General features: G+C 35.0%; 15 protein-coding genes. 11 read left to right on the top strand and 4 right to left on the bottom strand.

Annotated features, from left to right (window positions below):
* Positions 1-15: 15 nt before the first annotated feature.
* Complete coding sequence (locus RT228_RS03400; protein ID WP_313138460.1) at positions 16-864, bottom strand: hypothetical protein; 849 nt, start codon at positions 862-864, stop codon at positions 16-18.
* Between the two features lie 4 nt (positions 865-868).
* Complete coding sequence (locus RT228_RS03395; protein WP_253113302.1) at positions 869-1,762, bottom strand: hypothetical protein; 894 nt, start codon at positions 1,760-1,762, stop codon at positions 869-871.
* A gap of 190 nt (positions 1,763-1,952) precedes the next feature.
* On the opposite strand from RT228_RS03395, the gene RT228_RS03390 reads away from it, so the two are divergent.
* From RT228_RS03390 to RT228_RS03375, 4 genes are all read left to right on the top strand, one after another.
* Positions 1,953-2,498, top strand: coding sequence for a HugZ family protein (locus RT228_RS03390; RefSeq protein WP_006259546.1), 546 nt, complete (start codon positions 1,953-1,955; stop codon positions 2,496-2,498).
* A 109-nt stretch (positions 2,499-2,607) separates the two neighbouring features.
* On the top strand, positions 2,608-2,922 hold the full coding sequence (locus tag RT228_RS03385) for a hypothetical protein (protein ID WP_006259545.1): 315 nt from the start codon (positions 2,608-2,610) through the stop codon (positions 2,920-2,922).
* A complete protein-coding gene (locus RT228_RS03380; protein WP_313138459.1) occupies positions 2,919-3,308 on the top strand; it encodes a hypothetical protein in 390 nt (129 codons plus the stop codon). Before RT228_RS03385 ends, RT228_RS03380 begins: the two co-directional genes overlap by 4 nt.
* A 506-nt stretch (positions 3,309-3,814) precedes the next feature.
* Positions 3,815-4,168, top strand: a complete 354-nt coding sequence (locus RT228_RS03375; protein ID WP_041894120.1) for a hypothetical protein — start codon at positions 3,815-3,817, stop codon at positions 4,166-4,168.
* Between the two features lie 180 nt (positions 4,169-4,348).
* On the opposite strand, the gene RT228_RS03370 is transcribed toward RT228_RS03375, so the two are convergent.
* On the bottom strand, positions 4,349-5,245 hold the full coding sequence (locus tag RT228_RS03370) for an EamA family transporter (protein WP_313138458.1): 897 nt from the start codon (positions 5,243-5,245) through the stop codon (positions 4,349-4,351).
* 222 nt (positions 5,246-5,467) lie between these two features.
* Here RT228_RS03370 and RT228_RS03365 point away from each other — a divergent pair, with 222 nt between their 5' ends.
* The 6 genes from RT228_RS03365 (at position 5,468) to RT228_RS03340 (ending at position 10,185) form a co-directional block, all read left to right on the top strand.
* Positions 5,468-6,178, top strand: coding sequence for a hypothetical protein (locus RT228_RS03365; RefSeq protein WP_313138457.1), 711 nt, complete (start codon positions 5,468-5,470; stop codon positions 6,176-6,178).
* Positions 6,179-6,201: 23 nt separating this feature from the next.
* Positions 6,202-6,897, top strand: coding sequence for a hypothetical protein (locus tag RT228_RS03360; protein ID WP_313138456.1), 696 nt, complete (start codon positions 6,202-6,204; stop codon positions 6,895-6,897).
* Between the two features lie 177 nt (positions 6,898-7,074).
* Positions 7,075-8,640 carry a M20/M25/M40 family metallo-hydrolase gene (locus tag RT228_RS03355; protein ID WP_313138454.1) on the top strand — a complete coding sequence of 522 codons (1,566 nt, stop codon included), beginning with the start codon at positions 7,075-7,077 and terminating at the stop codon, positions 8,638-8,640.
* A 93-nt stretch (positions 8,641-8,733) separates the two neighbouring features.
* The gene (locus RT228_RS03350) at positions 8,734-9,063 is read left to right on the top strand and encodes a hypothetical protein (protein WP_006264716.1); all 330 of its coding nucleotides are present in this window, start codon (positions 8,734-8,736) and stop codon (positions 9,061-9,063) included.
* Between the two features lie 199 nt (positions 9,064-9,262).
* Positions 9,263-9,694 carry a hypothetical protein gene (locus tag RT228_RS03345; protein ID WP_006264717.1) on the top strand — a complete coding sequence of 144 codons (432 nt, stop codon included), beginning with the start codon at positions 9,263-9,265 and terminating at the stop codon, positions 9,692-9,694.
* Positions 9,695-9,798: 104 nt separating this feature from the next.
* A complete protein-coding gene (locus RT228_RS03340) occupies positions 9,799-10,185 on the top strand; it encodes a hypothetical protein (protein ID WP_313138451.1) in 387 nt (128 codons plus the stop codon).
* A gap of 76 nt (positions 10,186-10,261) precedes the next feature.
* Here the strand turns inward: RT228_RS03340 and RT228_RS03335 are convergent, their stop codons facing one another.
* Positions 10,262-11,212: an alkaline phosphatase family protein gene (locus tag RT228_RS03335; RefSeq protein WP_313138450.1), complete on the bottom strand. Its 951-nt coding sequence runs from the start codon at positions 11,210-11,212 to the stop codon at positions 10,262-10,264.
* A 222-nt stretch (positions 11,213-11,434) separates the two neighbouring features.
* Between RT228_RS03335 and RT228_RS03330 the strand changes: the two genes are divergently transcribed.
* On the top strand, positions 11,435-17,317 hold the full coding sequence (locus RT228_RS03330) for an alpha-2-macroglobulin family protein (RefSeq protein ID WP_313138448.1): 5,883 nt from the start codon (positions 11,435-11,437) through the stop codon (positions 17,315-17,317).
* Positions 17,318-17,378: the final 61 nt, after the last annotated feature.

The raw sequence follows: 17,378 nt of genomic DNA, 5'->3' as shown, positions 1-17,378 counted from the left end.
TATTTTTATAATATATTACTTCATTATTGGTATATGTAATTCTTTATAGATGAATTCATACTCATATAAAAGCCTTTTGTTGTTCTTATCCTCTTTATCTATACTAGTGATTCTAGCAGTAATAGGGAATTCTTTCTTGTTATATGTGTAGTCTATAGAAGTTATAAATTTAACATTTTCAATTCTAATTACATTGTTTTGTTGAATATAATTTGTAAATATTAAGGATTCAGTCCCTAAGAAACTAGATATAGTATATCCGTATGGCAGATAGCTGAAAGGATATTTTTTATTGTCATAAGTATAGTCAGTGTATTGACCATTATATATTTCTCTGTTCAAGCTTAACTTATCGTTATACTCCAAACTTATTTTAATAGCATTCGTCTTTTCTGGTATAGTGCTAATCGTAATCTGACTTGGTAATAAGTTCGTGTTATAGTTATATGTACTAGTTCTCGTTTCTCTAAAATTACTGTTAGTAAATATAAACGAGCTTAGTAGTTTATCTGTGTACTCTAGTTTGTAAGAGCTCGTATCAGATCCTAAATCAATATTTTTAATAGTATGCTTATCCTCCATCTCTATGTATGTAGTAAAGGGATAACTAGGCATATCATTTTCTATAGTGTAACTACTAGTCGAAATTAAGACACCCTGCGTATTGTATGTAAAATCATAGTGTCTTATAAATACCTCAGTATCTCCATCAGTTTGATCTATGGAAGGATTGGGGTTGATAGATATAATATGCGCTTTCGGTATATGTTGTTTCTCTATTACTCGTTCTACTACTGTGATTGGTTGTCCCCAAGCAATAGGAAATATAAGTAGTAGTAGAAGAACTAAGCTGATAGACTTCATGGTTTTATCTTTTCTTGTTTTTTAAACGGATTAGCTCTAGTTCTTTATAATAAAACTCATATTCACACGTCACTCTACTATCTAGAGCATTTGTTTTAGAAGTCTTTCTAACCCTTGCTGTGATAGGTAAGTTGTCTGTATTATAAGTATAGTCTATGGTAGTGATGTGTTCATCATCTTCGAACCCCACAATGTTGTTTTTAGGAGCATAAGTAGTAAAGGTCAACCAATCTATAGACATATAGTAGAACGGATTATAGTAATAAGGCTGCCCTGCTAGTATATACTGCTTATCATCATAGCTAAAAGAGAATAACTCTAGAGGATTCTTATAGGTACGTACATTCTGATTAAGGTCATAGGTGAAGTCAAGATTGATAACTTCATTAGGTTTGCTTTCATTGCCTAATCTTGCATGTACAGGTAGTTGATGCTTATCATAGCTAAATGTACTAACCACTAGTTCTTTAAACTCTGGCTCGTAATGTGTGATTTGATGAAGGATATTATCTTTATAAACAGCTTTTAACTTATCGGTATCCTCGTCTAGTGAAATAGTTGTCAATTGCTTCTTAGCATTTAACACCACTCCTAAGCTAGAAGGGTTAGTCGCTTTCTCATTGACGATATTACTAGAGTAGGTGTTGACTAATTGACCATATTCATCATAAGTAAATAAGAAGTTGCGTATTTCTGTTTCTGTATTCTCTTTATCTTTATTTATTGTATTCGATTTTCCATCTGCATAAGTTTCTGTGATTAGTAAGTAACTTTTCTCTACAGCATGGTCTAATACTGTTGTTTTAAATGTTTTCCCTTTTCGTTTTGTAGTAGAGTTAAAACTACCACAATTCATTAATAGTAATAATAGTGGTGCTATTAAAAGTGTTCTTTTCATTGTTGTCTTGACTAGGCGATAAAAATACAATTATTTTTAAACACACACTTCTAGGCAATTTATTTAAACCTAGTACGGATAGCTAGTACATTTATTTGTGTCTTTATGGCATAATGTTGTTAAAGCTACTTTCTTATTCTTATTTAGTTTAAATAATTTATTATCTTCGCTTCATTAAAATTTATAAGAGATGAGTACAGATACAATAAACCCAAATTTCGATCAACATAAAGTAAAGCCTAAAGCTCCTAAAATCGAAGAATTAATCAATGAGTGTAAGTCAGTAATGATGGCTACTATCAGCGAGGACGGAACACCATTAGTAAGTACAGCTCCTTATTCTAGAGTAGGTAATGAGTTTCAGATATTAGTTTCTTTTATGGCAAAACATACAAAGAACTTACGTGATCGCAAGCAAGTATCATTCATGTTTGTAGAAGATGAGAGCGTATCTAAACAATTATATGCTAGACACCGTTTAACTTTAGATACTCAAGCGGAGTTAATCGAGAAAGAAAACCCATTATACGAGAAAGCAATCGCTGACTTAAGAGAAAGACATGGTAAGGTAGTAGAAGTATTAGATAACTTAGAAGACTTCATCATGTTTAACTTTAAGCCAGTTAAAGGTTCTTATGTGAACGGATTCGGTAGTGCATACTTCGTAGATGAGAATCTAGAAGTGATGGAACACAGAAGAGGTGCTCATGGACAACATAACGTAGATCAAAAGTAATAACTATATTTTTATTAACGGAAGAAGCCTTTATTTCCTTATTGGAGTAAAGGCTTTTTTTATTGTACTATAAAATAGTAGTTTTGAAGACAGAAGATTATTTTGATTTATGACTAAAGGACAAGTACATATTCGTTGTTCCAAATGCGGAACATTTAATGTAGATACAGATAACTGTATATCGTGTGGACATGCATTGAATATGGTACAGCAACGTGAAGAAGAACGCAAGCACTTAGAACGCGAACGCATTGCTAAGGCATTAGCCGAAGAGCCTTCTGCGATAGAGAAGTTTCTACTCCGTATGACGAAGCACCCATGGCTGCTAGTACGTTTATTTTTTAAGTTAGTCTATGGCGTTTGGTTTACTGTGATGGCAGTGACGATGTTTATAGCTTGGCTAATCGGGATGATAGTAGCATGAGTGTATTGAAGCATTGGACTTTCATTACTATGTTAGTAGTGGGTGGGGCTATCTATACAGCACAACGCCTGGAGGTAGAGTTACCATCCTTTATTAATAATTATGTCAACGATATTCTCTCTATTCCCCTTACTATGACAGTGATATTAGTCATTCTACGCCTATGGAAAGGGAGTGCATATCAGTTGTCACCTTTGATGATCACTAGTGTAGTCTTATACTACACCTTTTATTTTGAATATTACCTTCCTCAGCACACTTCTCGTTATACAGCAGATCTATATGATATAGGCTGTTATATCTTAGGAGGTATCCTCTTTTATCTTTTACAACAATATGTGTGGAGCGCAAATAATTCCCTTCAGAAGAAAGTATCACACAAATAAATAGCATTACTTTTTTGTTTTCATCTAGTTATTAGTCGTTTTTTTCTCTCATTTTAGAAATTTTGAACACCTTTTTTTAAGAAATCCCCCTTTTTTGGAGATTAATGGGGATTTAATAGAAAAAAATGGTATGTTTTTTTTGAGTAGTATTTTTATTAAGTATTTGATATATAGATTGTTGTTGTTTTTTGTGTTAAGATTACTATTAGCATACACCTGTCTTAAAGCCAGTATTCATGGGGTTTTATCGAAGATTGTTCGACAATAGTGGGACAATACACCGATAATGGTGGAGCTAAGAGGTTGTTTGTTGAAGGAGTATCCTTTTATACTCCACGTATTCTTCATGTATTTGCTCTTGAGGTTGTGATAGGTTATTTTGAAGGATGGTGTTTTAATTACTGAGAAGATATCTGAAGATAAGGCAAAAAATGAAAAAAACGATACCTTTGTACTTCCACTGAGATAGCGTTGTCTAGAAGGTGTTATAACAATTAAAGCGCAGTATGATTACAGTATTTTATACAGATTATTATGAGAATCTATCTGAAGAGAATCTAGAGCTAACACTAGAAGAATGTATAGAGATATTCTCAGAGACGATAGATTTAGTGGATAACTTCGTCGGTATTACGGTAGGTGCACACACGATGCAGTTTCACTGTGATGAAGACCGTATCTTAGTAGAGGTGTTAAATCCTCCTACATTAGTCAACCCACAGATGTATGCTGATAAAGCACAATGCTTAGCCATCATTAAAGATATTTATGCAAAACAACAACTGTTCGTCTATCCACAGATGAAATTAGTAGATGTGCGCAAAGAGAGTCTTGACGATGTATTAGAAAGAGAAGCTTAATAAAGAAGAATAGAAAAAGCCTGCTAGACATACTAGCAGGCTTTTTTTGAAATCGTTTTTTTGTGAAGGTGTGAGGTCGTTTAGTTTATTATATTAATACATAGTTTGTCACATCATCTAGGTACCTTATGCCCGTAGGGCAAGACTGTTAACCGTTCACTGATAACCGTAAACCAATTACTATTTCTTTTGATTAGCGATAATAACTAAGGTTACAGCACCTAATACGAATAGTAGACCTATAGCAGACATCCAGTCGAAGTGCTCTGCGAAGAATAAGGTACCTACTAGTACAGCTACTATGGGTTCCATAGATCCTAGGATAGAGGTGACAGTACTACCTGCGTGCTTCACTGCTAGTACTAGACATAAGTCAGAAATGAAGGTAGCGAATACTCCTAATAGAATAAGGTTGATCCAATCGCTTGTAAGGGTCACCGTCTGTATTCCTGTAGTGAAAAGACAGTAGAATAAGAAGATTAAACACCCCATTAACAATACGTAGAAAGTCAATGAATCAAAGTTCATCTCTGATATTCTAGATTTATTTAAGCCTACGATATACAGTCCATAGGTGAATATCGTCAGGGCAGAGAGTACTAGACCTGTGATCAGTGAAGGCGAAGCCTCACCGTGTATACACATCATACCGACTCCCACTAGAGATAGAATAGACGCTACCAAGAGTGCGATAGACTTCTTCTCCTTATAGAACATAATCATGACAATACTGACGAATATAGGGTATAAGAAGTGTACAGTAGTGGCTAGCCCACTATCTATATACTCATACGCATCGACTAAGAATTTGGCTGTTGCGGCATACAATAACGCCAAGAAAAAGACGACTGCTAGATCTTTAATAGAAATTTTTAAGCTTGTTTTTTTGTACAAACATACTGCGCCCATGGTCACAGATGAAAATAAGAATCGATAAAATAGAATGGTCGGTATGCCTATAGCAACCACTCCTTCTGGTCGCAAGTTCGGCAGTATCAATGGTAAGGAGAACAAAGGCACCAAACCAAATGTACCCGAAGAAATCAATGCGAATAGAATTCCTTTAAGGTTTTTCATTGTTTTAAAAATCTTTTAATTAAAAATCTGCGCAAAGGTACATTTTCAAGTCGGGGTATAGAAGTAGGAGGTATATTATTGCTAATCTCTTGTTTTACCTAGGATAGGACCGTTTATTTTGATAAGAGATTTGGTAGAGAAAAATTAAGATGATAACATTTTTCGTAATAATTTTAGAATAAGATAATTAAGGAATAGTGTATCTTTAACATAAAATTCGATATGAGGAATATGTTGATATTGATCTTTATACTTATTTCTGTCTCTTGTTTAGGGCAAATACCTACAGATTGGCAAGTGGATGGGTTAAAAGGAAAGGTGAAGAATATGGAAATAGTTATGAATGGGGTAGGTGAAAGTGCATGCTTTAAAGAAGTAAATGTTTATAATGAAGAGGGGTATTACCTATCTAAAAAGATGTCAGTTTTAGATGAAAAAGCACCTGATGTTGCTATGTTTTTAAATATGATGGAGAACTATGAACCATATAAAGGTAATAAAAGGATTACGATAAGCTTTTTAGGTGATAAAGTAGAGATAGCTAAGGGGACAGAAGAGTGGCAGTCAGATAGTATTCGCGTTAATATTAGTAAAGGAATTTCGTGGGGAGAAAGTAGTGAAGAAAAAGAAGTTCTGATTAATATAACTACCGAAACATTTAATGGAAAAGGGCTTTTAGTAAAAAGTTTGTATGAAGATGAATTTAGTAGTTCAACTGATTTGCCAGGTAAAAGATTAGAGACAGTTAATACGTTCAATACAGAAGGATATTTAACTAGTTTAAGAGTAAATGATTTAAATAAAAATACATCTACAGAGTTAAAAGTGGTAAATGTAGAACTAGATATTAAGGGAAATGTAACAGTACAAGAGCATTACGAGGATGATGTATTAGTGCTTAATAAAACCTTTACCTACGAATATTACGATTAATAAAAAAAGCTAAAGAAAAAGAAATGATTAAGCAGTTAATGTTGGTGCTAGCAGTGATGCTAGTAGGGTGTAAGTCAGAGGGGAGTACTACACCCTATAGTGATGCGAAGTTAGAGGGGATCAGAGGAAGAGTAAAGTCTGTAACAGAGGTTATACGACTGTCTGACTCTAATGTTGTGTCACAGAGAATAAGCCTATATGATGAGAACGGATATAAGATATCGATGGAGTCTTTAGACAATGAGTTAGATACTGAGTTGTTAGAATTTAGTAGTAATGGTATCCTTAAATATGAGCCGTATAATGGACAACAACGTCTATTAAAAGGGTATGATTATGAAGGAGCTGTGATAAGTGAAGCAACTCAGAAGTGGTCTTCTCCTATGGCTTATACTGTAGTTACATCTTATGCTAATACTCCTTCAATGAGTAATACTATAAAAGGAGCATTGGATAAAGAAGGGAAGATAAGCTCTATGCAGATGATAGCAAAGAGTGGAGAGGATATACAGATAAACTCATTGACGAAGTTTATATATGATGATAGTGGATATCAGAATGGTTATATACAGAAAGATGTGCTAGCATCTACAGATATTAAGTATGTGATAATGAATAAGGGGTACGATAGTTTTGGGAATATTACAAAACAAGAAGTATATGTGGAACAAAGTGTACTAGTGAGTGAGAAGGAGATTACGTATGAGTATTATGAATAGGTTGACTGTAATTATGTAATAAAAAGTAATTAAAATTACGTGATGAGTATTTATAGAGGTTAATTATTGTGAATTTTATTGTATAATCTAGTGTTTATGGTGAAATAGGCGATTACTAGCCTTGGAAGTATGGTTAAAATGTGTAATTTGCCCATCTTAAACTAAACACTAACCAATATGAAAATCACAAACGTAATCAGTAAGACGATTGCACATAGTGTACTAGGGGTGACCTTACTGTCTAGTGCGCTAGTATTAGCACAAAAACAAGATCCTATAGTAGAGGCTATCGTAAAAGAAGGGACTACTAATTCTCAGTTAAAAAAATATGCATTTGAACTAATGGATGTCATCGGACCTCGCTTAGTTGGAACACCACAGATGATGCAAGCACATAATTGGGTTAAGGATCAGTATTCTTCTATGGGCTTCGAGGCGCGTAATGAAGAATACGGAACATGGAAAGCATGGGAGCGTGGTACTACACAGATCACGATGACTTCACCTCGTACTAAATCATTAGAGGGAATGCAACTGGCATGGAGCCCTGCTTCTAAAAAAGGAGGGGTGGACGGAGAAGTAGTGATATTAGCAGATGTAGCTTCTCAGGCTGACTTTAATGCATGGTTACCTTCTGTAAAAGGAAAGTATGTCATGATCTCTATGCACCAACCTACAGGAAGACCAGACTACCAATGGCAAACTTTTGCTACAGAAGAGTCTTATACTAAAATGAAAGAAGAGAAAGCTGCAGCTGAGAAAGCATGGGCTACTCGTATCAAAAATACAGGATATACAGCTAAGGAATTGCCTAAAGTATTAGAAGATGCAGGAGCTGCTGGTGTGATAATGTCATACTGGACAGGTATCATGGGGTCTAATAGAATCTTTGGAGCAGAAACTAAAAAAGTGCCTACTATAGATATCGCATTAGAAGATTATGGAATGCTATATCGATTAGCAGAGAATGGTAAGAAACCTCATATCCATGTGAATGCACAGTCAAAAGACCTTGGTACTGCGAAGACATATAATACAGTAGCTGAACTTAAAGGTGGAGAGAAAGGAGATGAGTATGTAATCTTATCTGCACACTTAGATAGCTGGGATGGTGGAACAGGTGCTACGGATAACGGTACAGGCATCATCACGATGATGGAAGCAGCTCGTATCTTAAAAGCGGTATTGCCTAATCCTAAACGTACTATCTTAATCGGTAACTGGGGAAGTGAAGAGCAAGGATTAAATGGTTCTCGTGCTTTCGTAGCAGATCACCCAGAACTACACAATAAGATACAAGTAGTATTCAACCAAGATAACGGTACAGGACGTGTGGCCAATATCTCTGGGCAAGGGTTCTTAAACTCTTATCAATATATCACAGACTGGTTATACGCAGTGCCTGAGAAATATAAGAAAGAAATTAAGACTCATTTCCCTGGATCGCCTTCAGGAGGTGGTTCAGATCACGTATCATTTGTAAGTAAAGATATACCTGGGTTTATGATGAGTTCATTGAGCTGGGGGTATGGTAACTATACTTGGCATACGAATAGAGATACAGCTGACAAAATCGTTTATGACGACGTACAGAACAACGCTATTCTGATCGCTATCATGGCTTATAAAGCAAGCGAGGAGAAAGAGTTGGTATCTAGAGAAAAGATTGTTCTTCCATTAGACAGTAAAGGAGAACGTCAAGAGTGGCCAGAGTCAAGAGGACCTAAGCGCACAAGTAACTAAGATATAAAGAAAGAGCATTGCTGAGGTAATGCTCTTTTTTTGTTGTAAAATGTTGCATAGAGTTGTTTAATTTTGAAAGATAAAAAGGTAGATATGATAAAGTTGTTTTACTATGACGCTCTTACTGATCAGGGGCAAGAAGGAGACGAGTCTAAGGTGGCTACAGAGCTAGAAGTAATCACGTGTTTTAAGAAGTTGTCGACAGAAGAAGGTACTTTTATTGGAATATTTAAGGGAGAGGATGATACACTACAGTTTGGTTGGTTAAGAGATGATATGTGGATTATAGATATTCCTATAGTGAGTAAAAAAGGCTCTTATCAGAAGGAAGGGACTAGAGAAGAGTGTATAGAATTAATTAAAGAGCAATATAAAAACTTTGATTTGAGCTTCAGTCATAGTTATACATTTGAGGAGTGGTAGTGAGTTTTATATTAGTGTAAACTAGTTTTTATATTTAGTTTCTAGTATTGATGGTTATTTTTTGGTGACTATTTTAATAAACTATATTTTTTAATCTTAATTTTATTGTTTTCTGTTTTGTATTTACGTTAAATAATATTTTTTTGGTATAAACTTTTGTTGTTTTTATTTTACTTTGATGCCCTAAAATAATAAGAACATGAAAAATATAAGTTTGGTTATCATGATGTTAGTCATGGTTTTTGTTACTGGATGTTCAAAAGAAGACTTAGAAGTAAGCAATAAAGATGTCAGTATTCAGTACAATGGTACATCTGTAGAAACTAGAAAAGCTAAGGAGTACACTAATTTTTATTTTACTATTAGATCTAAAGTGCGTACACCTATGCAAGGGTATGTAGAAATAGTTACTATAAATAATGAGAAGATAAAGTCGGATAGATTTTCTCTTAGTATGGGAGAACATAGAGAAGTTCTAGTGAAGAAAGAAGGAGTAGTAGTTGAAAGAGATTATGTAAAAAGCTATAAAGTGTATGCTACACCTATCAATTTTGATGCATTTCCGAATAAGGGAATGCCTTCAAGAGACTTCTTTAATCCACCTATGTATAAATTTCCAAAGGCAGGATAGAATGTCTATAGGATATATACAAATGGGATACTTAATGTTGACGTAGTGTTAAAGCATTGTGTTTTATTTTGTTTGTGCAGTTTATTTGTAATAAAAATTGCTTTATGAATAAGATATTGATGTCTATGATCATGATGATGCTATTATTAGTTAGTTGCTCGTCAGATGACAATGGACTTAAGAGTAATGATAAAGATGCTTATACAGAATATGTGAGTCATACTGTTATACAAAGAGATTCAAAAAGGTATAGTCAGTTCATGTACAATGTGAAGTCTGTTACTACTAACCAGTTAAAGGGATATCTAGAACTAACTACTGTAGAGGATAAAAAGTATAAGTCAGAAGACTTTAGTGTAAGTCCTGGAGGAGTAACATCAGTGAAAGTGCTTGTGGAAGGACAAGTGAGTGATGTGGGCTTTATTAAGGATAGAAAGCTATATGTTAGACCTGTTATTGCCTTTGTGGATCCTTTGTTGCCAAGAAAATAAATTATTACTTATAACTAAAAAAAGAGCTATTTGAGATTTTCTCTAATAGCTCTTTTTGTTGAAATAAAGTATAGGTTTATTTAAAGATATCTTTTATCACTTTCCCTTTACTGTATTCTAGTTTTATACCTAATAGTTCAGCCATTGTATTCGCCACATCTATTTGCTCATAACTACCTGTACTGATTGTTGTATTTTGTTTAAAGTCTGGCCCCATAGCGAAGAATTCGATATGACGACATCCTAGACAAGCATCTCCATGGTTAACAAAAGAATCTTTTACCCCATCTAAGTGACGACCATGGTCATTTGATACCATTAGTGTTGTCTTGCCTTTATAGTCAGGTTGAGATTGTAAGAAATCCCATATATCTTTAATGCTTTGATCTGTTGTTTTGATAGCTTGTATGTATTCATTCCATTTGTTAGCATGTCCATAGCTATCCACATCTTTTAGGTTAATAACAACTACATTAGGTTTGTCAGTTGTGATTACTTTTTTGAAGTTCTCGATAGTTACTTCATCTGTTCTATAACCTGTACCATTACCTGCTACTCCTGCATCTGCTTTAGGCATATATTTATTGTTCCAATCTGGGTTTTTAGTATTGTTTAGTACTTCTAATTTGTCTTTAGATACGACAACCCAAGCTTTGCTACTGTCTTTGTTCGTTTGTTTTAACCATTGTTGTAACACAGAAGGATTGGTAGGAAGTTCTTTACCGTTATTTTTAATACTGTCATATACACCTGTGATAAGAGCTGTATGTCCTGCATTAGTATTCGTTAGTCCATTGTTTCTAAAGTTGCTGATAAAAACTCCTTCTTTTAATAGAGAAACACGGTTAGGGATATGCGCTTGTGTAGTTTCTTGCCACGTCTCTGTCATTCTAGGGCCGTCGATTACGAGTAATACGACATTCTCAGTTTGATACTTTTTGTTTTCTTTTTGTTCTACTTTGTTGTCATCGCTAGAGCATGATGCTAGGGATACACATAAGATAAGGCTTAGAATAATTCTTTTCATAATGATGTTTTTGTATATCACAAAGTAACCTCGATTATGCTGCATAATACAAGTTATTCGCATTATGCGTTTGTGAAGCTTAGGTTACATAAATGTTTAGAAAAAAGAAGAACAGAAGTTGTTATTTAATGATGGATTAACGACTATTTTGTATCATTTGCTGTACAAGTTTTTAGAAGTAATTTATAAAAACTCTATCTTTAAGGATTCAATTATAAAACTATGAAGAAGTTAGGTTTGTATCTTATGATTCTTGCTCCGATGATCGGCTTTGGACAAAGCTCGAATGGGAGAATACAAGAGTTGTGGAATATTATTCAGAAACAAGAAGAGAATGCTGAGGTAAAGAGCATGTTGCCCAATATACAGGAAGTAAAGAAGTTGTCTAAAAGACACAATGACTATCCTAGTATGATTAAGGCAATGTTCTATGAGGCAAGAGTGAATATCTTAGTCAGTGAAGATGATAAGTATGATGTCAATACAGTCATTAAGCAATTCGCTGAAGAAAGAAGAAATGCTAAAGGAATTAATAAGGCTATTATCGACACGTATATCGCTGAAATATTTAAGCTTTATTACACTGCTAATAAATATAAACTTAGAGGTAGAACAACTTTAGAACAAAGTACAGCTTCTGGTGTTGCATACTGGACTGCTGAGGAGTTTAAGAAAGAAATAGAAAAGTATTATCAAAGTGGACTTTCTCTAGCAGCTAAAGAACAAGGAGAATCTATTGGTAATTGGGGAGATATGTTTAGCTCTAATGTTTCTAACTTAGGTGTTAATAGGACTAAACTGACAGTGTATGATGCATTGCGTCTAAATTATTTAGACAATCTACAGTATAACTCATTTGATTTGTCAGATGAAGAACGTAGAACACTAGAGCAAAAGGAGGAAGAGTTAAAAGCATCTCTTCTAAAAGATGTAAAAGCTAAGAATGATCCTACACTCTATGTGTATGTAGAGATGTATCTAGCAGCTACTATAGAATCTAGTGAGGATAGAAAAGAGAAGTTCGAAAGCTTATTAGCAGCGTATCCTAATGAGCCTCTTGTGTATGAGGGATATGCTAATTATCTAAATGGAGTAGAACTAGTAGCTCTAATAGATAAGGCTGTAAAGTTATTTCCTAATACCAAGACGGCAGAGAACTTAAGTGCACTGAAGAAGTATACAGAACGCAAACAATACACTTATAATATCAATAAGTATGTGCTAGATAAGCAGGCTATACCTGTGAGCATAGGACATCAGAATGGGGATAAGTTATATGTGCGCGTGTATAAGAACAACCAGGCTAAGAGAAGTAACAATGTACCCTTTCATAAGGGGATAGAGGCATATAACAGATTAGATAAGGAATATACTTCTATAGATACTTATGCATTGCAGTTGAGTACCTTCACTGATTATGAAATGCACAAGACTGTGGTAGCATTACATCCGTTAGAGGCAGGTAGATACTTTATAGCATTTTCTAATGTGCCTTTTGATCAGATTAAAGAAGGGGAGTCGGATGTACAAGTGAGCCTAGTCAATGTGACACCTAATATTATAGAAATAAACGAAGGGAAATTACGTGCTTATAATAGAAGAACAGGTAAGCCATTAAGCAATATTAGTATTCACATCGCTAATGAAGATGAGAAGCGAACTAATAGTAATTATTGGGAAACGGTGATAACGACAGATTCGAATGGAGAGGCTAATCTTGATTTTGCTAAATCTGATCGATATCTCTATGCTAATATAAAAGGGGAAGAGGTATATTATTCTTCTTATGTATACAATCGTTATCAGCAAGAAGAAAAAGAAGATAATGTACAGTATAAAGCGACTGTACTAACAGATAGAGGTATCTATAGACCTGGACAAGTCTTATATTTTAAATCTATAGTTTCTAAAAAGAGTAAGCTAAGTGAGCAGGTCGTAGCTAAGGCACAAGTATCTATAAAGCTATATGATCCTAATGGAAAGGAATTGACTACACAACAACTGTTGACCAATGAGTTTGGTTCTGTGAGTGGACAGTTTGTATTGCCATCTGTAGGTAGATTAGGTAATTATAGTGTTGAAGTCATATTAGGAGAGGAGACTGTAGGATGGAGTCATCTATCAGTAGAAGAGTATAAGCGTCCGAAGTTTGAAGTAGAGTTCGAAAAACCTAAAGAGATCTATAAGCTAAATGAGGAGGTAATAGTAGAAGGAAGTGCAAAGGCTTTCTTAGGGGCTAATATAGATAAGGCGAAAGTAATCTATAGAGTAGAACGACAAGAGATATGGCCTTATTGGATATGTGGACCTTACTACCCAAGTAGATATCTGAATCCTGAGACAATGATTCAGGGAGAGACAATAACGGATGAGAAAGGAAAGTTTACTATCAGCTTTAAGGCGTTGCCTAAAGAAGAAAAAGAAAGTAAGCTGCCTCGTACCTTTACTTATTTTGTCTATGCAGATGTAATAGACCAGAATGGAGAAACACATAGCAGTAGTATAGATGTTGTAGTAGGAGAGAAGAATATAGAGTTAGCTGTTAATCTTCCTTTTATTTCTACAGTAAAGGATTTGAGTAAGTTTACGATTAGTACGAAGAACTTAAATGGGATAGACTACGCTTCTCAAGGGGAGTTAAGTATATTTCCTCTTTTAGCTCCTAATCCTGAGCGTATCTCTGATAATTTTGGTTTAGATAAAGGAGATTATAAGTTGTATGATTACAATGAGTTTGTCTCTCTATTCCCTCATTTAGATTACGGAGATGAGAAAGATACTGCGCAATGGGGAATAGGTAATTCTGTGTTTAGTACATCATTTAATACAGCAGATACAAAAGAGGTGGTATTTAAGGGAGCTAAACAATTGTCTTCGGGTGCGTATATCGTTAAGGGATATGTATACGAGAACGGTGAGAAGAATGAGATAGAGAAACGCTTTACATTAAGAAATGAGGAGTCAAAAGAGCCATCAAAGGTCTTAGTAGAATTAAAAGCAGAGGACAAAGTATATAAAGTAGGAGATAAGGCTAGTGTAGAGATACGCAGTGCTGAGAATAATACGTATGCATTCGTAGAAGTAAAAGCAAACGGTAAACAGGTTTATCAAAAAGTGATGAAGATCAATAAGAGAGGTTCGTCAATAGATATTCCTATTAAACAGGATTATAAGGTAGTAGATGTTTATGCCTTAGCATTAAAGCACAATATAGCAGCACAAGATGCGGCTAGTGTTGCTCTAAAAGGAGAAGAGAGTAAACTGTCTTTAGTTATTGAGTCCTTTAGAGATAAGGTAGAACCAGGAGCTAAAGAAAAGTGGTCTTTAAGAGTAAAAGGTAAGGAGAAGGAGCAAGTGGTATCTGAAATATTGGCTACTATGTATGATGCTTCTTTAGATCAGTTCATATCACATAGTCTAAATACTACTCTTAAGGTTCCTGTACATTATTACAACAGACCTTCATTTAGTATGTATGATTTTAGTAATATCAAGGGAATAAGTTACTTTAATTCATTAGCAAGTGAGACAGTTGATTATACTAAGTTTATAATAGATAGACCAATCGTATTTAATACTTACGGCTTAAACTTCCAACCTAAAGTAAGAATTGGTTCTGGAACAATGCGAGTGAGAGGGATGAGTAAGGTGAGTGGAGATGCAATGGCTGAAAACATAGTTGCTCCAACTGTTGCGTTTAAGGAGGAGTTAAAAGAAGATGCTTCTATGAATGAGTCTAAGGACGTAAGTACTGGAGGTAACAGTGTAGAAAAAACGGATGCCCCTGCACCGACTATTCGTAAAAACTTACAAGAGACAGCTTTCTTTTACCCTACACTAAAGACAGATGAGAATGGTGATGTGAAGTTTGAGTTCACAATGCCTGAAGCTTTGACTAAATGGAAGTTTATGGCTTTTGCTCATACTAAGGATTTGCGTAGTGACTATGCAGAAAAAGAAGTAGTAACTCAAAAAGAGTTAATGGTAGTGCCTAACTTACCTCGTTTCTTACGACAAGGAGATAAGTTAACGTTATCTACTAAAGTAGTTAACCTATCTGATGCTAATAGAAAAGGAAAAGCTACTCTTCAACTGTTTAATGCTTATACGAATGAGTTGTTGGTAGAGAAAACAGGAGAGTTCTCTGTCAATAAGGAAGAGTCAAGTGCTGTAAGTTGGAATATAGAAGTTCCGAATAGTGTAGATGTAGTATCGTGTAGAATAGTAGCTGTGTCAGATAATTATAGTGATGGAGAAGAGTCTGTACTACCAGTATTGACTAATAGAATGCTAGTAACAGAGACAATGCCTATCTATATCAAAGAAGGACAGAATAAGATATTCAAGTTTAAAGAGTATGAAGCGAATAGAAGCAATACACTGCAGAATCATAAACTGACATTAGAGTTAACGACTAATCCGATTTGGAATGCTGTGTTTGCTTTACCATACTTACAAGAATATCCTTATGATAGCTCAGAGCAAGTGTTTAGTAAAGTGTTTGCTAATGCTGTTGCAACGAAGATATTAAATGACAATCCTAAGATTAAGACTGTCTTCGATCAATGGAATGTAAAAGGAGAAATGTCTTCTAAACTAGAACAGAATCAAGAGTTGAAGAGTGTACTGTTAGCTGAGTCGCCATGGGTTAGAGAAGCAACAAGTGAGGCTGAGCAAATGAAGCGTATGGCAGTCTTGTTTGATTTGAATAAAATGCAATATGATCTTCAGTCGGATATTGATAAGTTAATCGATCAACAAAACGAAGATGGAGGATTCTCTTGGTTTAAAGGAGGTAAATCAGATAACTATATTACACAAACTATTGTAGAAGGTTTTGGTAATCTGAAACGCATAGGTGCAATGGATGCGCCTTGGGCAAGTGATGTGAATTATATCGAGATGCTAAAGAGAGCAATAGAGTATATGGATCAGGCACAATATAAAGATTATGAAGAGCAAGTGAAGTTTGGTGTAAAAGGTAAAGTTCCTAGCTTAGGTACACACTATTTATATGCACGTAGTTACTTTATAGGAGACTTCGGTATCAATGAAAAATACTCTCCGATGATAACAGCTATTCGTCAAAGTATCGAGAGCGAGAAACCTGCTAATAATCTTTATCAAGAGGCTATACGAGCTGTGATAGCAAAGAGATTTGGTTCTGATAAAAAGGCAGAGAGTATTGTTAAGGGGATTATGGAGACAGCAGTAGAGTCTGATGAGATGGGAATGTATTGGAAGAATAATACTGCAGGATGGTTATGGTATCAGGCTCCTATCGAAACCCAAGTAGCAATTCTAGAAGCTACCAACGAGGTAAATAAAGAGAGATACGCTAATGCGATAGAACAGATGAAAGTTTGGTTACTAAAGAATAAACAAACTACTGGATGGAGATCTACTAAAGCAACTACAAAGGCTGTATATGCCTTATTAAATACAGGTAAGTCTTGGTTAGATGCAGAGCAAGGTCTTGAAGTAAAAGTAGGAGGATATCCTATGGACACAGAAGCAAATGCTCAGGCGGGTAGTGGTTATATCAAACAAAGTTGGACTAAAGCTGAGCTGACAGCTAAAAAAGGTGTTGTAGAAGTAAATAAGACATCTCCTGGTATTGCTTATGGCGCGATGTACTGGCAGTACTTCGAAGATTTAGATGCTATTAATGCTGCAGAGACAGGTATTAAGTTAACTAAAAAACTATATATAAAAGCGAATACAGAGCAAGGTCAAGTACTACGTGAGATCACTAAGGAGTCTCCAATTAAAGTAGGTGATGTGGTGACAGTACGTTTAGAGATAAGTACAGATAGGAATATGGACTATGTTCACTTAAAAGATATGCGTGCTAGTGGCTTTGAACCTACGAATGTACTATCAGGGTATAGATGGAAAGGAGAGTTCGGATACTATGAAGAAACGAGGGACGCATCTACGAATTTCTTTATATCGAGGTTGAGAAAAGGAAGTTATGTATTCGAGTATGAGTTAAGAGCTAATGTAAGTGGTCAATTCTCGAATGGTATTACAACCATGCAGAGTATGTACGCACCAGAGCTAAGTGCTCATAGTGAAGGCATCAGAGTAGAGATTAAGAACTAGTGTAGCTAGATAAATAAACAGAAGGAGGTTTGCTGAGGTAAACCTCCTTTTTTATGAGGTA

The organism is Myroides sp. (assembly GCF_032073645.1).
GTDB lineage: Bacteria > Bacteroidota > Bacteroidia > Flavobacteriales > Flavobacteriaceae > Flavobacterium > Flavobacterium odoratimimum.
This window is presented reverse-complemented; position numbering and strand designations above follow the sequence as displayed.

Excerpts from the sequence above, each read along its gene's own strand:
- RT228_RS03400 (WP_313138460.1), bottom strand. The coding sequence starts at position 864 with ATGAAGTCTATCAGCTTAGTTCTTCTACTACTACTTATATTTCCTATT.
- RT228_RS03395 (WP_253113302.1), bottom strand. The coding sequence starts at position 1,762 with ATGAAAAGAACACTTTTAATAGCACCACTATTATTACTATTAATGAAT.
- RT228_RS03390 (WP_006259546.1), top strand. The coding sequence starts at position 1,953 with ATGAGTACAGATACAATAAACCCAAATTTCGATCAACATAAAGTAAAG.
- RT228_RS03385 (WP_006259545.1), top strand. The coding sequence starts at position 2,608 with ATGACTAAAGGACAAGTACATATTCGTTGTTCCAAATGCGGAACATTT.
- RT228_RS03380 (WP_313138459.1), top strand. The coding sequence starts at position 2,919 with ATGAGTGTATTGAAGCATTGGACTTTCATTACTATGTTAGTAGTGGGT.
- RT228_RS03375 (WP_041894120.1), top strand. The coding sequence starts at position 3,815 with ATGATTACAGTATTTTATACAGATTATTATGAGAATCTATCTGAAGAG.
- RT228_RS03370 (WP_313138458.1), bottom strand. The coding sequence starts at position 5,245 with ATGAAAAACCTTAAAGGAATTCTATTCGCATTGATTTCTTCGGGTACA.
- RT228_RS03365 (WP_313138457.1), top strand. The coding sequence starts at position 5,468 with ATGAGGAATATGTTGATATTGATCTTTATACTTATTTCTGTCTCTTGT.
- RT228_RS03360 (WP_313138456.1), top strand. The coding sequence starts at position 6,202 with ATGATTAAGCAGTTAATGTTGGTGCTAGCAGTGATGCTAGTAGGGTGT.
- RT228_RS03355 (WP_313138454.1), top strand. The coding sequence starts at position 7,075 with ATGAAAATCACAAACGTAATCAGTAAGACGATTGCACATAGTGTACTA.
- RT228_RS03350 (WP_006264716.1), top strand. The coding sequence starts at position 8,734 with ATGATAAAGTTGTTTTACTATGACGCTCTTACTGATCAGGGGCAAGAA.
- RT228_RS03345 (WP_006264717.1), top strand. The coding sequence starts at position 9,263 with ATGAAAAATATAAGTTTGGTTATCATGATGTTAGTCATGGTTTTTGTT.
- RT228_RS03340 (WP_313138451.1), top strand. The coding sequence starts at position 9,799 with ATGAATAAGATATTGATGTCTATGATCATGATGATGCTATTATTAGTT.
- RT228_RS03335 (WP_313138450.1), bottom strand. The coding sequence starts at position 11,212 with ATGAAAAGAATTATTCTAAGCCTTATCTTATGTGTATCCCTAGCATCA.
- RT228_RS03330 (WP_313138448.1), top strand. The coding sequence starts at position 11,435 with ATGAAGAAGTTAGGTTTGTATCTTATGATTCTTGCTCCGATGATCGGC.